The following is a 17,206-nucleotide window of genomic DNA, read 5'->3' as shown; positions in this document are numbered from 1 at the left end:
ATCGACGATCCTGCAGTGGTAACCGAATCAAATATGGGAGGGGGCTTGCCCCCGATAGCAATCTGTCAGTTGATACAGCCGGCACTGAACCACCGCTATCGGGGGCAAGCCCCCTCCCACACTTTGATCGCATTCCATTCTGGATCGGCGCAGGTCTTCCTTTGTAATCACCGTGACCGAGTCCTGACGATGAACACTGAATTTCGCAAACCGCTTCCCGGCAGCCGCCTGGATTACTTCGACGCCCGCGCGGCTGTCGAGGCAATCACTCCCGGCGCCTACGCCACCTTGCCGTATACCTCCCGCGTACTCGCGGAAAACCTGGTGCGTCGTTGCGACCCGGCCAGCCTCAATGCTTCCCTGAGCCAGTTGATCGAGCGCAAGCGTGACCTCGATTTCCCATGGTTCCCGGCCCGCGTGGTGTGCCATGACATCCTCGGCCAGACCGCCCTGGTAGACCTCGCCGGCCTGCGCGACGCCATCGCCCTGCAAGGCGGCGATCCGGCGCAGGTCAACCCGGTGGTGCCGACCCAGTTGATCGTCGACCACTCCCTGGCCGTCGAAGCCGGTGGTGCCGACCCGCAGGCGTTCGAAAAGAACCGCGCCATCGAAGACCGCCGCAACGAAGATCGCTTCCACTTTATCGAGTGGACCAAAAAGGCCTTCAAGAACGTCGACGTGATCCCGCCCGGCAACGGCATCATGCACCAGATCAACCTGGAGAAAATGTCACCGGTGATTCAGGTTCGCGACGGCGTGGCCTTCCCGGACACCTGCGTCGGCACCGACAGCCACACTCCGCATGTGGATGCCCTGGGCGTGATCGCCATCGGGGTCGGCGGCCTTGAAGCCGAAAGCGTGATGCTCGGGCGTGCCTCATGGATGCGTCTGCCGGAAATTGTCGGGGTGGAGCTGACCGGCAAGCTGCAGCCGGGCATCACCGCCACCGATATGGTGCTGGCGCTGACCGAGTTCCTGCGCCAACAGAAAGTCGTCGGTGCGTGGTTGGAGTTCTTCGGTGAAGGCGCTTCGGCCCTGACCTTGGGCGACCGCGCGACCATCTCCAACATGGCCCCGGAATACGGCGCCACCGCAGCGATGTTCTACATTGACCAGCAGACGATCGCCTACCTGAAGCTCACCGGTCGCGAAGAGGAACAGGTCGCTCTGGTGGAACAGTACGCACGCCACACCGGGCTGTGGGCTGACGAGCTGAAAGGCGCGCAATACGAGCGCGGCCTGAGGTTCGACCTGTCCAGCGTGGTGCGCAACATGGCGGGCCCGAGCAACCCTCACGCCCGTGTCGCCACCCGTGACCTGGCGGCCAAAGGCATCAGCGGCCAGTGGGACGACGTACCGGGGCAAATGCCCGACGGCGCCGTGATCATTGCCGCCATCACCAGTTGCACCAACACCAGCAACCCGCGCAACGTGATCGCCGCCGGCCTGCTGGCGCGCAACGCCAACCGGCTCGGGCTGACGCGCAAGCCGTGGGTCAAGTCGTCCCTGGCGCCGGGCTCGAAAACCGTGGCCATGTACCTGGAAGAAGCCGGCCTGGGGCATGAGCTGGAAAAACTCGGTTTCGGCGTGGTGGCCTTCGCGTGCACGACCTGCAACGGCATGTCCGGCGCGCTCGACCCGGTGATCCAGCAGGAAATCATCGACCGCGACCTCTACGCCACCGCTGTGCTGTCAGGTAACCGCAACTTCGACGGGCGTATTCATCCGTACGCCAAGCAGGCCTTCCTCGCTTCGCCGCCGCTGGTAGTGGCCTATGCGATTGCCGGCACCATTCGTTTCGATATCGAGAAAGACGTGCTCGGGCTCGACGTCGACGGCAAGGAAATCCGCCTGCAGGACATCTGGCCGAGCGACGAAGAAATCGACGCAGTGGTCAAGGCCTCGGTCAAGCCGGAACAGTTTCGCGCCGTGTATATCCCGATGTTCGCGATTCACGAAGACACCGGCCCCAAAGTCACCCCGCTGTACGACTGGCGCCCGCAAAGCACCTATATTCGCCGCCCGCCGTATTGGGAAGGCGCCTTGGCCGGCGCACGTCCGCTCAAGGGCATGCGCCCGCTGGCCGTGCTGCCGGACAACATCACCACCGACCACCTGTCGCCCTCCAACGCGATCATGCTCGACAGCGCCGCCGGCGAGTACCTGGCGAAAATGGGCTTGCCGGAAGTTGACTTCAACTCCTACGCGACCCACAGGGGCGACCACCTGACCGCACAGCGCGCCACCTTCGCCAACCCGAAACTGTTCAACGAAATGGTGCAGGAAAACGGCAAGGTCAAGCAGGGCTCCCTGGCGCGTATCGAGCCGGAAGGCACGGTCACGCGTATGTGGGAAGCCATCGAAACCTACATGGAACGCAAGCAGCCGCTGATCATTATCGCGGGCGCCGACTACGGCCAGGGTTCGTCCCGCGATTGGGCCGCCAAGGGCGTACGCCTGGCCGGTGTGGAAGCGATCGCCGCCGAAGGTTTCGAGCGCATCCACCGCACCAACCTGGTCGGCATGGGCGTGTTGCCCCTGGAATTCTTGCCGGGCACCGATCGCCACACTCTCAAGATCGACGGCAGCGAAACCTATGATGTGGTCGGCGAACGCACGCCGCGCGCGCAATTGACCCTGGTGATCAACCGCAGGAATGGCGAGCGTGTCGAAGTGCCGGTGACCTGCCGTCTGGACACCGCTGAAGAAGTGTCGATCTACGAGGCGGGCGGCGTGTTGCAACGTTTTGCCCAGGACTTCCTGGAATCGGCGGCGACGGCCTGAGGGGTTAACCATGGCACACGTAGCGCAAATCAAGATCCCCGCCACCTATATGCGTGGCGGCACCAGCAAGGGGGTTTTCTTCAGCCTCGAGGACCTGCCGCCCTCGGCGCAAGTACCGGGCGCTGCCCGCGACGCCTTGCTGTTGCGGGTGATCGGCAGCCCCGACCCCTATGACAAGCAAATCGATGGCATGGGCGGCGCCACGTCCAGCACCAGCAAAACCGTGATCCTGGCCAAGAGCACGCGTGCCGGGCACGATGTGGATTACCTGTTCGGCCAGGTGTCCATCGACAAGCCGTTTGTCGATTGGAGTGGCAACTGCGGCAACCTATCGGCGGCGGTCGGTTCGTTCGCGATCAGCGCCGGCCTGGTCGACCCAGGCCGCGTGCCCCACAACGGCGTGGCCGTGGTGCGCATATGGCAAGCCAATATCGGCAAGACCATCATCGCCCATGTGCCGATCACTGACGGCGCCGTGCAGGAAACCGGCGATTTCGAGCTGGACGGCGTGACCTTTCCAGCCGCCGAAGTGCAGCTGGAATTCATCGACCCAGCGGCGGAAGAAGAGGGCGGTGGTGGCTCGATGTTCCCCACCGGCAACCTGATCGATGAGCTGGAAGTGCCCGGCGTCGGCACCTTCAAGGCCACCCTGATCAACGCCGGCATCCCGACGATTTTTATCAATGCTCAAGATTTAGGCTACACCGGCACTGAGTTGCAAGGCGCGGTCAACGGCGACCCGAAAGCGCTGGCGATGTTCGAGACCGTGCGTGCCTATGGCGCGTTGCGCATGGGCCTGATCAAGCACCTGGACGAAGCAGCCCTGCGCCAGCACACGCCGAAGCTGGCGTTTGTGGCCAAGCCTGCGGATTACGTGGCGTCCAGTGGCAAGGCGATCAAGGCCGGTGATGTGGATTTGCTGGTGCGGGCCTTGTCCATGGGCAAATTGCACCACGCAATGATGGGCACGGCGGCGGTGGCGATCGGCACGGCGGCGGCGATTTCCGGCACCCTGGTCAACCAGGCGGCAGGTGGCGTGGAACGCAATGCCGTGCGCTTCGGGCATCCGTCGGGCACCTTGCGCGTGGGTGCCGAGGCGACGCAAGTGAACGGTGAATGGGTGGTGAAGAAAGCCATCATGAGCCGCAGTGCGCGGGTGTTGATGGAGGGGGTTGTGCGTATTCCCGGTGACTCATTCTAAAACTCGGCACTGAGCTTTATGTGGGAGGGGGCTTGCTCCCGATGGCTGAGTGCCAGTCGACATATTCATCAACTGATACACCGCTATCGGGAGCAAGCCCCCTCCCACAAGGGATCTCTATTCCAAGGCAGGCATCCAAGATCTGTCTTCAATAACCGTAAGCCGAGGACTGACCCCAACCCCTTTTTGGAGAACTGCCATGAGCGCCAACGTCGACCAGAACAATCGCCCCGACTACGATCAGGTCCTGCAGGACATTGCCGACTATGTCCTCACCTACCGGATCGAGTCCGAGGCCGCACTGGACACCGCCCGCAACTGCCTGATGGACACTCTCGGTTGCGGCCTGCTGGCCTTGCGCTTCCCTGAGTGCACCAAGCACCTGGGGCCGCTCGTCGAGGGCACCGTGGTGCCGTTTGGGGCACGAGTGCCGGGCACTTCGTTGCGGTTGGACCCGGTCAAGGCCGCCTGGGACATCGGCTGCATCGTGCGCTGGCTCGACTACAACGACACCTGGCTCGCGGCTGAATGGGGCCACCCTTCGGACAACCTGGGTGGCATCCTCGCCGTGGCCGATCATTTGTCGCAAAAACGCGTGGCCCATGGCGACGCACCGCTGACCGTGCGCGCGGTGCTGGAAGCCATGATCATGGCCCACGAAATCCAGGGCGTGATTGCCCTGGAAAACGCCTTCAATCGCGTCGGCCTCGACCATGTGCTGCTGGTGAAAGTCGCCTCAACGGCGGTCACCGCCAAGCTGATGGGCGCCAACCGTGAGCAATTGCTCGCGGCGTTATCCCATGCGTTCGTCGATGGGCAGGCGTTGCGCACTTACCGCCATGCGCCGAACGCCGGTTCGCGCAAATCCTGGGCGGCGGGCGATGCGTCGAGTCGCGGGGTGCGGCTGGCCGACATCGCGCTGCGCGGCGAGATGGGTATCCCCGGCGTGCTGAGCGCGCCACAGTGGGGGTTCTACGACGTATTGTTCAGCCATACCAACAAGGATCTGGCCCTCAAACCTGAAGAGCAACGCAGGTTCAGCCTGTCCCAGCCCTACGGCACCTACGTGATGGAAAACGTGCTGTTCAAGATCAGCTTTCCCGCTGAATTCCATGCGCAGACGGCCTGCGAAGCGGCAGTGACTTTGCACCCATTGGTGAAGAACCGCCTGCATGCAATCGAGCGCATCGTGATCACCACCCACGAGTCGGCGATTCGCATCATTTCCAAAGTCGGCCCTTTGGCCAACGCGGCGGACCGCGACCATTGCCTGCAATACATGAGCGCCGTGCCGTTGGCCTTCGGCGACTTGGTGGCCGAGCACTATGAGGATCAATTCCATGCCGCCCACCCGATCATCGATGAGCTGCGCGGGAAAATGGTGATCGTCGAAGACCCCCGTTACAGCCGCGAATATCTGCAGGCCGACAAGCGCTCCATCGCCAATGCGCTGCAGGTGTTCTTCATCGATGGCACCTGCACCGAGCAGGTGGCGGTGGAATATCCGATTGGCCATCGTCGTCGGCGGGAGGATGGAATCCCGCTGCTGGAAGACAAGTTCAAGGCCAACCTGGCGACGCGGTTTACCGCGCAGCGCAGCGCCGAGATTTTTGCGTTGTGCAAGGACCAGGCACGGCTTGAGGCTACCCCAGTCAACCGCTTCATGGACCTGTTCATGATCTGAAAAACACCACACAACCCAATGTGGGAGGGGGCTTGCTCCCGATAGCGGTGGATCAGCCAATGAACCTGTTGACTGACACTCTGCTATCGGGAGCAAGCCCCCTCTTATCAAACAAAAAATAACTCATTGTTTTTGCTCTTAATTTCAAGCCGCTTTAACCAGCTGCATTCCCAACTTACGCGCCTTGCGCTCCAAGGCGCGCATCTGCCGGTCACGGCTTTTTTCTTCAAACTCCTCGATTCCTTTTTCAACGTACGGTTGACCTTTAGTCAGCATCGCGTAAATCAGCCGGGCCAGTTGATGCGCTGTCGCCTTGATTGCGCAGCAGGTATCCATTCGGGTTAGGCGCGCCCGATGGCTTGCTCCGATAAAGCTTTTATCATTGCGTGCGATAGAAGCGGCTTGCTTTAAAGCCTGTGCAGCTCGGTTAATCACTTTTAGAGATTTCCCGGGCAAGGGTTTTCCTCCCGAAATTCGCGTTGGCGGCGCGAGGCCCAGCCAGGAACAGAAGTGCTGTGAGGTCGGAAACCGTGACAAGTCCGATCCCAATTCGCTGGCCAAAACCAAAGCCGTATCGATGCCGATGGTAGGAATTGCGGTTAAATCCACCCCCATCACCTTATTCAGCGCTCGGTGCAGGGTCAATTGCTGCTCAGTGGAGCGGTGTGGGTTGCGCAGCGTTTTAGCTGGGAGCACGACATCGTCTTGAAGAGCAGGCAACCGCTCAAGCGCAAAAGCAATAGCTTGATCGCATTCACCAATCTGTTTTTCAAGGAAGTCGTAAGCCGCCAGTTCCTGACTCAGTGCATGCAAATGCTCAGCTCGCCAGTTACCCCGCAAACTTCGGGCGACAGTGGCCTGGTCGGCTTTGACGCGCTTGTCTCTGAGCATGGCAAGTACTTCGGGGTCACGTTCTCCATCAACGATTGCCCGCAAAATACTCATGCCTGTCACCCCGGCAATGTTGCTGATGACTTGAGCCAGTTGGATGTTCATCTGGACCAAAGCCTTTTGCATCCGGTTAAGGGCCTTGGCTTGGTCACGGACCTTATTGCCACGCTGACGGACCAATGAGCGCAATGAACACACATCGTCCGAGGGTCGAAAAGCGCCTCGCAGCAGACCGTGCGTCATGAGCTGAAGGATCCACTGACAATCCAGTACGTCGGACTTGCGACCGGTTATTTGCCGAGTCGCACGGGAATTCACGAGATAGACTTCAAACCCTCGTCTATCGAGTATTTCAAAGAGCGGGATCCAATAAACTCCAGTCGCCTCCATCGCCACCACCTTGACGCCCATGGATTCAAACCAATCGGCCATGGCATGCAAATCATCGGTGAAGGTTGAAAACCGCTTAACCGGATCATCGCATTTGGTCGGATCAACAGCGGCCAAATGCTCACTGCCGCCCACATCAACGGCAGCGCAGTCCGGATGGATAACCTCAAAACGCTTTTGGTTCTTGCGCGTCATGACAATTCCTCGCAGGATTGAACGACGCGGGCGGGGTACACGGTGGCGAGCGGATTCACTCTCTTATACGTGGTCACAGCTTTGCTGTGCCGACATTGACTCCACGCCGATACCGTGCAGGCCACTCTCCCACTCGGGTGCTGTCACACCAGTGTTGGCTACGGCCTTTGCCCCGCACGCGTTCTTCAACCTTACGATGAACCAGTTTGATGCGCGACAGCGCTACGTCGAAGACTTAGTGGGACCTCCCACATTGTTTTCGCATTGTTGCAACTGTCGAGTCAGGCTCAGTTATGACTCGAACCTGAGGATCACCCGACGGTTGTGCTTGCTCTTCTTCTCGATTTTCTCGCAGAACACCCGGCCGATTTCCTCGGTGTTGAGCACATGGGTGCCACCGCACGGCTGGATGTCGATGCCGGGAATTTCAATCACGCGTACCGAGCCTTGGATCACCGGCGGTGCTACCGCCTGGGTGCGGGTGATCTGCAGCAGAGTCGAGTACTCGGAGGCAGGCATCGACAGGGTTTTCACCGCGTGGGCCTGTTCGATCAAGGCGTTAAGGTCGCGGGTAATGGTGTCTTTATCCAGGGTCATTTCCGGCAGGTCGAAATCCAGGCGTCCCTTGTCCGCGCTGATGCTGCAGCCCGTTACGGGCGCATCGATGATGGAACACAGCAAGTGCACGCAGGTATGCATCTTCATATGCTGGTAGCGCCGCTCCCAATCCAGGCCGGCGTCCACCTGGACGCCAGCGGTCAGGTGCGCGGGGCACTGTTCCACCTGGTGCCAGATGATCGAACGCAGCACCGGGTCGCGCACCGTGCCAGTGACTGCCACGCGGGTGCCATCGGCCAGGGTGAGGTGGCCGGTGTCACCCGGTTGCCCACCGCCGGTGGGGTAGAACAGCGTGTGCTCCAGGGCGACGCCATGCTCGCTGACCGCAATCACCCGGGCGCTGAAGGCGTTTTGATAAGGTGCGCTGTCGAACAGCGCCAGGGTTTCCATGGTATGCACGGACATGTTCAACCTCCGACGATCAGTGGGCTGGCCTGCAACAGGTGACGCACCATTGCACTCAAGCCAGGGGGGGAGAGCAGGGTGATCTCGAACGCGGGGCCGCAGACTTTCAGATTCAGCGGCAGGCGCGGCAGTTGCTCGCCGGTATCGAGGCGGCGCAGGCGAAACTGCAGGTGATGACGCTCTTTCACCGTGGGTTCGAGCATCAGCCCTGGCAGCGGATGGAAGTCGGCGTCCAGCACCGTGACCTTATGGCCGGCATCCACCTCGCCGACGACATGCAGGCGCTCATCCAGGGCGAACGCGCCTAGGTAGCTGCTGTGATCCGATTCATCGTTTTTCTGCAGCTGGATCTGGTTGACCACCTTGACCTTGGTGCCCGCCGGCACGTCCTGGGTAATGACACAGGAGGGGCTGATAAATACGTTGTCGCCGATCTGCACATAGCCCAGCACCCGTGCCCCGGCGCCGACCTCGACATTGTTGCCCAGGCGTGGATGGCGCTTGCCGTCCGGGTTGTTGGCGATGCCGCGCGCGCCCAGGGTCACGCCGCAGAGGATGTAGCAGTCGTTACCGATCTCGCAGGTTTCGCCGATGACCGTGCCGTAGCCATGGTCCAGTACAAAGCGCCGGCCGATGCGCGCAGCCGGGTGAATCTCGGCCCCGGAGAGGATCTTGCCCTGGTTGCTGAGCTTGAGGGCGATGCGGGTAAAGACGCCGGGGGCGGGCTCCGGGAAATTCCACACCAGGTGCGCAAGCCGGTAGAACAACACCGCCTTGAACGAGGCGTAGGATTCCAGGATCAATTCGCCGCGCCCGCGCGAGGCCGGGTCGCGATAGGCGTAGGCGATCAAGTCCTCGGCCACCGCCTGGGCGGCAGTCTGGATCAGCGGCGCCAGGTGCGGCTCCAGTTGCTTCATCTGCGCAGGCGTCAGGGTTTGGATGAGGTGGGTCAGCAACTCATCATGCAGCTGTTGCATGTCGATAAAGCCTCCCATGGAGGCACCCCCGCATTCTGGTTGGTTGGGTAACCGGTTATTCGAAACTGGGCAGGTAGCTGTCGGCATTGTCGTAGACCATGGTCAGCACCACCGTTTCGGGCGGCAGTTCCGGGGCGAGCTGGGCGATGGCGACCATGTTGGCGGCTGAGGACAGCCCCAGACTGATGGCGTCGGTGCGCATGATGCGTTTGATCATCTCCAGGCACGCCGCGTGCGACACCTTGAGCATGCCGTCCAGTACGTCCAGGTTGAGAATGCTCGGGATCAGCCCAATCGACAGGCCCTGGATGGCGTGCGAGGCGTGCTGGTCCTTGAGCAGGTCGCATTCCTCCGGCTCCACGCCCATCACGCGGATCTCCGGCCAGGCGGCCTTGAGGGTTTCGCCGATACCGGTGATATGCCCACCGGTGCCGATGCCGCTGACGAAGTAGTCCACACGCCGCTCACCGAAGGCGCGGATGATTTCCGGCGCGGTGGTGTCGCGGTGGGTTTGCGGGTTGGCGCCGTTGCGTTGCTGGTTGAGCATCACGTAGTTGGGGTTTTCCAACTGCAGCTCCATGCACTTTTCGCCGTGGGAATTGTTACCGAGGCGGCTGTCCGACAGCACCACCCGGGCGCCGTACAGGCGCAGCAGCTTCTGTTTTTCGGGGCTGTAGTTGTCCGGAATCACCAGCACCACTTTGTAGCCGAGCACATTGCCCGCCATCACCAGGCCGATGCCGGTATTGCCACCGCTGGGTTCGATGATGGTCTGCCCTGAGTCGCGCATCAGCACGCCCCGGCGTTCGGCGTCGAGGATCATGCCCAGGGCGATACGCGCTTTGTGGCTACCGCCCGGGTTGAGGGATTCCAGCTTGGCATAGACCTCGATGCCGAGGTCTTCGGAAAACTGCGCCAGACGTACGATCGGGGTGTGGCCGATCACGTCGAGAATGGAGTTATGCAGCATCAGTCGGCCCCCGATCAGTACAGCGGCATGTCGGGTTCGACGTCGCGCACCCAATGTTTCATGCCGCCCTGCAGCACCTTGGTATTGGCGAAGCCTGCGGCCAACAAGGTGCTGGCGGCCTGCTCGGCACGCGTCCCGGCATAGCAGATCAGGTAGTGGGTGTTGTCGCGGCTCAGGCTGTCGAGCTGTTCATCCAGCTCTGCCAGGGGGATGTGCACCACCCCCGGCAATTTGCACACTTCCAGTTCGCTGGCGTCGCGCACGTCGAGCAAGACGTCGGCGCTGCGGTGGTTGTCGATCACTTGCTTGAGCACGCGGGGCTTGATGTAGCGTTCCTCGGCGAGGGACGGTTGGCTCGGCACCGCATCCGCGCACAGCGTCGGTGCGACGGCTTCGCTGTGGCGCCGTTCCGAGCAGCAGGGGCAGTCGGCACGGCGCTTGAAGCGGATCTCGCTGAATTTCATCGCCAGCGCATCGAAGCGCATCAAGCGGCCGGACAAGGGTTCACCAATACCGATGAGCAATTTGATCGCCTCGGTCGCCTGGATCATCCCGACCACCCCCGGCAGCACGCCGATCACCCCACCGGCGTTGCAATTGGGCGCCAGTTCCGCAGGCGGTGCACTGGGAAACAGGCAGCGGTAGCAAGGCCCACCTTTATAGTTAAGTACACTGATTTGCCCGTCGAAACGGTAGATGGCGCCGTACACCAAGGGTTTGCCCAGCTGTACACAGGCGTCATTGACCAGGTAGCGGGTCTCGAAATTGTCCGTGCCGTCGATCACCAGGTCATAGGCGCCCACCAGCTCCAGGGCGTTGTCGGCAGTGAGCGCGGTGTTGTGCGCGTTGATCTGGATGTGGCGGTTGAGGTCTTGCAGGCGTTGCTTGGCGGATTCCACCTTGGGCATGCCCAGGGTGCTGTTGCCATGCACGATCTGGCGTTGCAGGTTGCTGCTTTCCACCACGTCGAAGTCCACCAGCCCCAGGGTGCCGATGCCGGCCGCCGCCAGGTAAAGACTGATGGGCGAGCCCAGGCCACCGGTGCCGATGATCAGCACCTTGGCTTTTTTCAGGTTCAACTGACCTTCACGGCCGACGCCGGGCAGGGTGATATGGCGGACGTAGCGTTGCACTTCTTCGTTGCTCAGGGTCTCGACGTCGATGCCGCCGGAGGTGGCGAGCAGCACTTCGATGCGGGCCTTCGCCGGCAAGCTGTCGTCAGCGTCGATCAGCTCCTCCTCGGCGGTGAACAGGAAGTGTTCCTTGAGCTGGTTGTTCTTCTCGTGAAACAGGTGCTGGCGCAACTGTGGGTGACTGTTGCAGAGGTTTTCAATGACTTCGCGCAATGTCGATCCGGCGCCCTCGAGGGTCGATTCCGGCAGCTTGGCCACGCGAACCAGAATGTCAGGGAAAGAGACAGCGTTCATGGACAACTCCGTGTGCAGGTCGTTGAAAGGTTGAAGGGCGAAATGCTTGCCATCCCAGGCAAACAGCTTTGACCCCAGGGCCTGGCCTTGGCGAACATCCACCACCAGGTAACTGACGGGATAGATCGGCTCGCCGAGAAACAGTGCCTTGTCCTGGTCTTCCTCGCTGAAATAGGCACCGACATCCGGGTGCGAGTGGTAGATCACCACCACCGGGTTGTCGCTGCGAAACGCCTTGTTCATCAACAAGGTGTCGGCGACTGAAAAGGTGTAGCCGCTGGCCGCGCTGCGCGGGTACATCTGCGGGTTCTTGCAGTGCAACTCGTTCTGGATATTGCTGCCCAGGTACACACTGCCATCGGCGAAGATGAAGCCACAGCATTCCTCGGGATAGCTGCCGCTTGCGTGGGCGTAGATCTGTTCCAGGGCTTCGGGGCGGAGGACGTCCATGTTTCTCTCGCGTCGCTGGGTGGGAGGTGGCGTACTCAATTTTTCTTGGCCAGCAGTTTTTCGATCGGCAACTTGGTGATCGCAAAACCGCCCAGCAGGATCGCCGAGTACAGCATCAGGTCACGGGAAATTTCCACGCCTTCGTACCAGGCGCCGATGATGACGGCGAACACCGGAAAAATGATGAACACGAAGGACAAGATGATCGGGCTCAGGCGCTTGAGCAGCATGAAATACACAATGAAGCCGCCCACCGACGCCACCAGCCCGAGGTAGAACAGCGCGCTCCAGGAGCGCAGGGTGATGTCGTCGAAGGTCGGGGTCTCGAACCACAGGCCGGCCACGAACAGCATCAGCCCGGCAATGCCGATGGGCAGGGTGTTGTAGGTGATGACACTGATGGCGCTGCCTTTTTGCTTGGTAATCACGTAGCACAACGCGTGCATGATCGCGGCGGTCAGAATCGCCAATACGCCGAAAAACTCGGCGTGGTCCAGGTGCAGGCCCTGGCTTTTGATGATCATGTAGAGGCTGGCGAACCCGATGCCGATGCCGACCACCTGGGAGAGGTAGATGCGCTCACGCAGGAACAGCGCGGAGAAGATCAGGATGAACACCGGCATGCAGCTGAACAGCAGGGCGGTCAGGCCGGACGAGACATGCATCTCGCCGTAGTTGAGCAGGTAATAGGGAATGCTGAAGTAGGACAGGGTCACGAACACGAAGAACCAACGGCTTTCTCGCGGAAACAGAATCGGCTCGCGGCGCACCATGGCAAAACACAGGAACAACGGGAAGGCGATCAGGAAGCGCAGGCCCGCGGAGGTCAGTGGCGGCACGCTTTCCACCGCGATCTTGATGCCCAGCCAGGTGGTGCCCCAGCTCAGGCACACGATCAGGAACATGACGCTCGTGATCAGGCCGGCCAGCCACTGTTTCTGGGTTTTGGTTTTTGCGGTGTTTTCAAGAACGGCGGACATTGGCATCGTTTATTGCTTCCCTGAGCCGGAATTGAACTCTATATTGAACTTGTTATAAGTGATTCAATCCGGTGATTGAACCCGCAAAAGCACACTATTAGGGCGAATGATGACTGTCAAAACAAATATTGACATGGTGTCAATTATGCGTGAGGGGTTGTCCAAAGGTCAGGGCGTGAAGTACAAGCGCCTGTCCGATGTCATGGAAAGGGGCATCCTTGAAGGCACGATTGAACCGGGAAGAAAACTGCCGCCCCATCGGGTGCTTTCCGACAATCTGGGTGTCACCATCGGCACCATCAGCCGGGCCTACGGTGAGCTGGAGCGGTTAGGGTTGGTGGTGGCGCGTGTGGGTGACGGCACATTCGTGCGTAAGCGTGGGATGGAGCGCCAGCGTGATGAGGGCTTTCGCAATTTCAGCGAGGAGCCACGCCAGTACTTCGATATGAGCCGCAACATGCACATTCCCGGGCAGGAAACGGTGTTTCTCGCCCAGAGCTTCCAGACCCTGTCGACCAACGGCAAATTCCTCCAGGACATCAGCGCCTACACCCCGGATGCAGGCCTGCCGCGCTACCGTGAAGCCGGTGCGCAATGGCTGGTGCAGCGCGACTTCCATCCGATTCCCGAGCAGGTCATCTGCGTCAATGGCGGCCAGCACGGCCTGCTCTGCGCGATGATGGCGTTGCTGCGCGCCGGCGACACCGTGGTCACCGAGCAACTGACTTACCCAGGGCTGATCACTGCCGCGCGTATGCTGGGTGTGCGGCTGATCGGGCTGGAAATGGACGAAGAAGGTGTGTTGCCGGGCGCACTGGATGAAGTCTGTCGTAATCACCGGGTTTCGGCGCTGTACTGCACACCGACCATCCAGAATCCTACGACGGCGGTGTTATCGGTGGCGCGCCGGGAGGCCTTGGTCAAGGTCTGTCGCGAACACAATCTGCTGATTCTCGAGGACGAGGCCCATGGCGTTTTGGTGGAAGACCGCCCGCCGCCGTTGAGCGCCTTTGCGCCCGAGCGGACGATTTTGATCAGCAGCCTGAGCAAAGCGGTGTCGGCCGGTCTGCGCGTCGGCTACGTGCATGCGCCACCGGCGCTGGTCAGTCGGGTGTCGGCGGCGTTGCGTTCGACCTGCTGGATGGCCACCCCGGTGACCCTGGAGTTGGCGACCCAGTGGATCGAAAACGGCACGGCCGAATACCTGCTGCGCCAGCAGATCAACGAGATCAGCCGGCGCAAGGCGTTGGTCGAAGGCTTATTGAATGGACTGGCCTACCGCACTCACCTCAACAGCCCACACTTCTGGATCGAAGTGCCTGAACCCTGGCGCGCGTCGGAAATCGAGGCGGAGCTCAAACAGAACAATTACCTGATCGCGACCGCCGAGGCGTTTGCCGTGGGGCAGACCGCAGTGCCGCAGTTCATCCGTGCGAGTATCTGTAATACGTCGGGGGATGATCAGTTGTTGCGCGAGGGCTTTGATGCGCTGGCGACCGCGCTGGGCCAGGGTGGCGGCAGGTTCCACCTGTAGACCTGATGGATACCGGCCAAATGTGGGAGGGGGCTTGCCCCCGATGGCGGCCTGACAGCCGACCAGGATGTTGGATCAGAGCGAGTACATATCCGTTGCTGCGGTAACGGCGGCTTAGGGTTCCGCCCTTACGGCGTCTCACTTTTGAAAAGCGTGTACGGACCGGACACATGGTTGACACCTGTGCGGGGACATAGTGGACACATTATGCCCCGTAGTCAGGGTTATTCACGTCGAAGGTCCGTAGAAATTGATGACAGAAGTAGACGTCAAATAAGCCATCTCTCTCAGCGTTAGGACGTATTGCGATGTGTTGTCCACGCAGACCTTTGGCGATGCTGAAGTAGCGTTTCTGAAAGCGAAATCGACTGTCATAAACCTTAGCCAACACATCATCTGGGCCATATTCAAATTCCGACAGTTGCTGTGGATACGCCCAGGGACTGCTCCGATAGCGGTCCATAGGCACCTTGTAGCCCAGCGCCTGATGAGGGCGCTGCAGGTTATAAACCTCACGCCATTGATCAAAAGCCGATTGAGCCTCCATCAGTGTGGAAAAATAACGCCCATCAAGCACTTCTGCTTTGAGCGAGCGGTGGAAACGTTCGATCTTCCCATTGGTTTGAGGATGGCGAGGACGGCTGAAGCTGATCCGAATTCCCAGGCGAATCAGCCAGATACTCAGTTCTGAAACTTCACCCGGATTGCGTGGCGAGCCCCAGGGAGCGCCGTTATCAACGTTGATCCGAACTGGCAAGCCATAGCGCTGGAAAACCTCGATCATCTTCTCCTTCACCGTGGCTCCCCGTTCGTTATCACAGGCATCAATGGCTAGGCTGAACCGGGAGTGGTCATCCAACAGAGTCAGGGGGTGGCATCGACCTTGTTGCAGTGCGAAATGTCCTTTGAAATCCATCTGCCACAGATCATTAGGCGCGTCGTGTTCAAATCGCAACGTCGCCGTATGTTCCTTCTGAGGCGGTTGAATCAGGCCATGGCGGTGCAAGACATTGGTGACGGTGCTGGGAGCAATGCGCTTTTCCAACAGGCTACTAATGGTGCGTCCACCCCATGCTGGATGGGCCTGTCTAAGTGCGATGATTTGGGCTTCCAAAGCCGTCTGAGTCAGTTTAGGGCTGGTCGCTGGCCTGCGGGATTTCTCTTGCAGACCAGGCTGACCCAGCGCCTCGTAGCGTTTGAGCCACTTGTACGCTGTTTGTGGGCTGATACCGAATCGTCGACACAACTCACGTTTGTTGCTGCCGGGTTGCCGTGCTAAGGCAACGAACTCTTCTTTCAGGCTCATGGCGTCTCTCGTAGTCCAAGGCATGATGGCTTTCCGACGAAGTTGGCTCGCCGCAAAGTGTCGACCATGTCCCCGCACACCCGTCAACCATGTGTCCGGTCCGTACAAAAAGCGCAAAAGTAAGCAAAACGCTCTTGCCCCACCACTCGGCACCTCGCTTAGGCTCGGTGTGCCCGTAATCCGACATTGATTTGGGGGGCCGCCGCCACGCGCCATCCATGGCGCGGGGCGGCTAAACCGGCATCCTTGCCGGTTTACCCCCCAAATCAATATCGGCTTACGGCCAGCGTGGTTTAACGGGGCGCCTAAGATCAAGAGCAGGATCAAGAGCAAGAGCGGCTCGCTTCGCATCGTGGTTAGCGTAGGCTGCTGCTACACAGTTATGTAGATACCTATGCCCCGATGGCGCTGGATCAGCCGGTTAATTCGCCAACTGACACACCTCCGTCAGGAGCAAACCTCCCAAAGGCTACTTGAACCGCCGCTCCACACCTTTCTCCACCAGAATCTTCGCGGAAATCTCTTCCACCGAAAAATGCGTGGAATTGATGTGCGCAATATTCTCGCGCCGGAACAGATTTTCCACTTCACGCACTTCAAATTCGCATTGGGCGTAGCTGGAATAGCGGCTGTTGGGCTTGCGTTCGTTGCGGATGGCGGTCAGCCGGTCCGGGTCGATGGTCAGGCCGAACAGCTTGTGGGAATGCGCGCGCAGCGCGGCTGGCAGCGTCAGGTGTTCCATGTCGTCTTCGGTCAGCGGGTAGTTGGCCGCGCGGATACCGAATTGCATGGCCATGTACAGGCAGGTGGGTGTCTTGCCGCAGCGCGATACGCCGACCAGGATCAGGTCAGCCTTGTCGTAGTAGTGCGTGCGGGCGCCGTCATCGTTGTCGAGGGCGAAGTTTACCGCCTCGATCCGCTCCATATAGTTGGAGTTATGCCCAATGGAATGGGACTTTCCGACGGAGTAGGAGGAATGTTCGCTCAGCTCCTGTTCCAATGGCGCCAGGAACGTGGAGAAAATGTCGATCATGAAACCATTCGACGTTGCGAGAATCTCACGAATGTCTTGATTGACGATGGTGTCGAAAATGATCGGGCGAAAACCGTCTTTTTCAGCCGCCAGATTGATTTGTTGTACCATGGCCCGCGCTTTGTCCACGCTGTCTATATAAGGCCGTGTGAATTTGGCGAAGGTAATGTTTTCGAACTGCGCGAGCAGGCTCTGGCCCAGTGTTTCGGCCGTGATGCCGGTGCCATCGGAAATAAAGAAAGCAGATCGTTTCATTTGAGCCCTGGGCCTTAAGCTGATGGCGAATCTTGGATATGATAGGCGCGATTTTGCCGTCCCGCAGTGGGCCGCATTCTCACTTATTTTCCAGGTCCAGGCCACA

12 protein-coding genes are annotated in these 17,206 nt (G+C 60.1%); 4 read left to right on the top strand and 8 right to left on the bottom strand.

Features of this window, described 5'->3' with window-relative positions; translation table 11 throughout:
* The first annotated feature begins 189 nt into the window (after positions 1 to 189).
* The 3 genes from acnD (at position 190) to prpD (ending at position 5,669) form a co-directional block, all read left to right on the top strand.
* On the top strand, positions 190 to 2,784 hold the full coding sequence (acnD, locus tag C4J93_RS19515; protein WP_124430254.1) for a Fe/S-dependent 2-methylisocitrate dehydratase AcnD: 2,595 nt from the start codon (positions 190 to 192) through the stop codon (positions 2,782 to 2,784).
* Between the two features lie 10 nt (positions 2,785 to 2,794).
* Positions 2,795 to 3,985, top strand: coding sequence for a 2-methylaconitate cis-trans isomerase PrpF (gene prpF / locus C4J93_RS19510; protein WP_124430253.1), 1,191 nt, complete (start codon positions 2,795 to 2,797; stop codon positions 3,983 to 3,985).
* A gap of 199 nt (positions 3,986 to 4,184) precedes the next feature.
* Positions 4,185 to 5,669 (top strand): 2-methylcitrate dehydratase, encoded by a 1,485-nt coding sequence (gene prpD / locus C4J93_RS19505; RefSeq protein WP_124430252.1) that lies wholly within the window; start codon positions 4,185 to 4,187, stop codon positions 5,667 to 5,669.
* A 144-nt stretch (positions 5,670 to 5,813) separates the two neighbouring features.
* On the opposite strand, the gene C4J93_RS19500 is transcribed toward prpD, so the two are convergent.
* The 6 genes from C4J93_RS19500 to C4J93_RS19475 all read right to left on the bottom strand — a co-directional run bounded on the left by C4J93_RS19500 (position 5,814) and on the right by C4J93_RS19475 (position 12,921).
* Positions 5,814 to 7,145: an IS110 family transposase gene (locus C4J93_RS19500; RefSeq protein ID WP_124430251.1), complete on the bottom strand. Its 1,332-nt coding sequence runs from the start codon at positions 7,143 to 7,145 to the stop codon at positions 5,814 to 5,816.
* Positions 7,146 to 7,436: 291 nt separating this feature from the next.
* On the bottom strand, positions 7,437 to 8,168 hold the full coding sequence (locus tag C4J93_RS19495) for an alanyl-tRNA editing protein (protein ID WP_124430250.1): 732 nt from the start codon (positions 8,166 to 8,168) through the stop codon (positions 7,437 to 7,439).
* Between the two features lie 2 nt (positions 8,169 to 8,170).
* Positions 8,171 to 9,163, bottom strand: a complete 993-nt coding sequence (locus tag C4J93_RS19490) for a serine O-acetyltransferase (protein WP_124363941.1) — start codon at positions 9,161 to 9,163, stop codon at positions 8,171 to 8,173.
* 37 nt (positions 9,164 to 9,200) lie between these two features.
* Entirely contained in the window at positions 9,201 to 10,115 is a 915-nt protein-coding gene (locus tag C4J93_RS19485; protein ID WP_124430249.1) for a PLP-dependent cysteine synthase family protein, read from the bottom strand.
* Between the two features lie 14 nt (positions 10,116 to 10,129).
* Positions 10,130 to 11,992: a molybdopterin-synthase adenylyltransferase MoeB gene (gene moeB, locus C4J93_RS19480; protein ID WP_124430248.1), complete on the bottom strand. Its 1,863-nt coding sequence runs from the start codon at positions 11,990 to 11,992 to the stop codon at positions 10,130 to 10,132.
* A 35-nt stretch (positions 11,993 to 12,027) separates the two neighbouring features.
* Complete coding sequence (locus C4J93_RS19475; protein ID WP_164485293.1) at positions 12,028 to 12,921, bottom strand: DMT family transporter; 894 nt, start codon at positions 12,919 to 12,921, stop codon at positions 12,028 to 12,030.
* Between the two features lie 160 nt (positions 12,922 to 13,081).
* Between C4J93_RS19475 and C4J93_RS19470 the strand changes: the two genes are divergently transcribed.
* Entirely contained in the window at positions 13,082 to 14,506 is a 1,425-nt protein-coding gene (locus tag C4J93_RS19470; RefSeq protein WP_124430246.1) for a PLP-dependent aminotransferase family protein, read from the top strand.
* 205 nt (positions 14,507 to 14,711) lie between these two features.
* Here the strand turns inward: C4J93_RS19470 and C4J93_RS19465 are convergent, their stop codons facing one another.
* Positions 14,712 to 15,836: an IS481 family transposase gene (locus C4J93_RS19465; protein WP_124369797.1), complete on the bottom strand. Its 1,125-nt coding sequence runs from the start codon at positions 15,834 to 15,836 to the stop codon at positions 14,712 to 14,714.
* Positions 15,837 to 16,281: 445 nt separating this feature from the next.
* Positions 16,282 to 17,100, bottom strand: a complete 819-nt coding sequence (locus C4J93_RS19455) for a pyruvate, water dikinase regulatory protein (RefSeq protein ID WP_003193298.1) — start codon at positions 17,098 to 17,100, stop codon at positions 16,282 to 16,284.
* Between the last annotated feature and the right edge of the window lie 106 nt (positions 17,101 to 17,206).

Origin of the sequence: Pseudomonas sp. R2-37-08W (genome assembly GCF_003851705.1) — a bacterium.
Taxonomy (GTDB): Bacteria; Pseudomonadota; Gammaproteobacteria; order Pseudomonadales; family Pseudomonadaceae; genus Aquipseudomonas.
Note: the sequence above shows the minus strand (reverse complement) of the source record. Positions and strands in the feature narration are given on the sequence as shown.

Bases quoted from the DNA above. Each gene is read 5' to 3' on its own strand.
- prpF (WP_124430253.1), top strand. From the start codon at position 2,795: ATGGCACACGTAGCGCAAATCAAGATCCCCGCCACCTATATGCGTGGC.
- C4J93_RS19485 (WP_124430249.1), bottom strand. From the start codon at position 10,115: ATGCTGCATAACTCCATTCTCGACGTGATCGGCCACACCCCGATCGTA.
- C4J93_RS19455 (WP_003193298.1), bottom strand. From the start codon at position 17,100: ATGAAACGATCTGCTTTCTTTATTTCCGATGGCACCGGCATCACGGCC.
- C4J93_RS19495 (WP_124430250.1), bottom strand. From the start codon at position 8,168: ATGTCCGTGCATACCATGGAAACCCTGGCGCTGTTCGACAGCGCACCT.
- C4J93_RS19465 (WP_124369797.1), bottom strand. From the start codon at position 15,836: ATGCCTTGGACTACGAGAGACGCCATGAGCCTGAAAGAAGAGTTCGTT.
- acnD (WP_124430254.1), top strand. From the start codon at position 190: ATGAACACTGAATTTCGCAAACCGCTTCCCGGCAGCCGCCTGGATTAC.
- prpD (WP_124430252.1), top strand. From the start codon at position 4,185: ATGAGCGCCAACGTCGACCAGAACAATCGCCCCGACTACGATCAGGTC.
- C4J93_RS19470 (WP_124430246.1), top strand. From the start codon at position 13,082: ATGACTGTCAAAACAAATATTGACATGGTGTCAATTATGCGTGAGGGG.
- C4J93_RS19490 (WP_124363941.1), bottom strand. From the start codon at position 9,163: ATGGGAGGCTTTATCGACATGCAACAGCTGCATGATGAGTTGCTGACC.
- C4J93_RS19500 (WP_124430251.1), bottom strand. From the start codon at position 7,145: ATGACGCGCAAGAACCAAAAGCGTTTTGAGGTTATCCATCCGGACTGC.
- moeB (WP_124430248.1), bottom strand. From the start codon at position 11,992: ATGGACGTCCTCCGCCCCGAAGCCCTGGAACAGATCTACGCCCACGCA.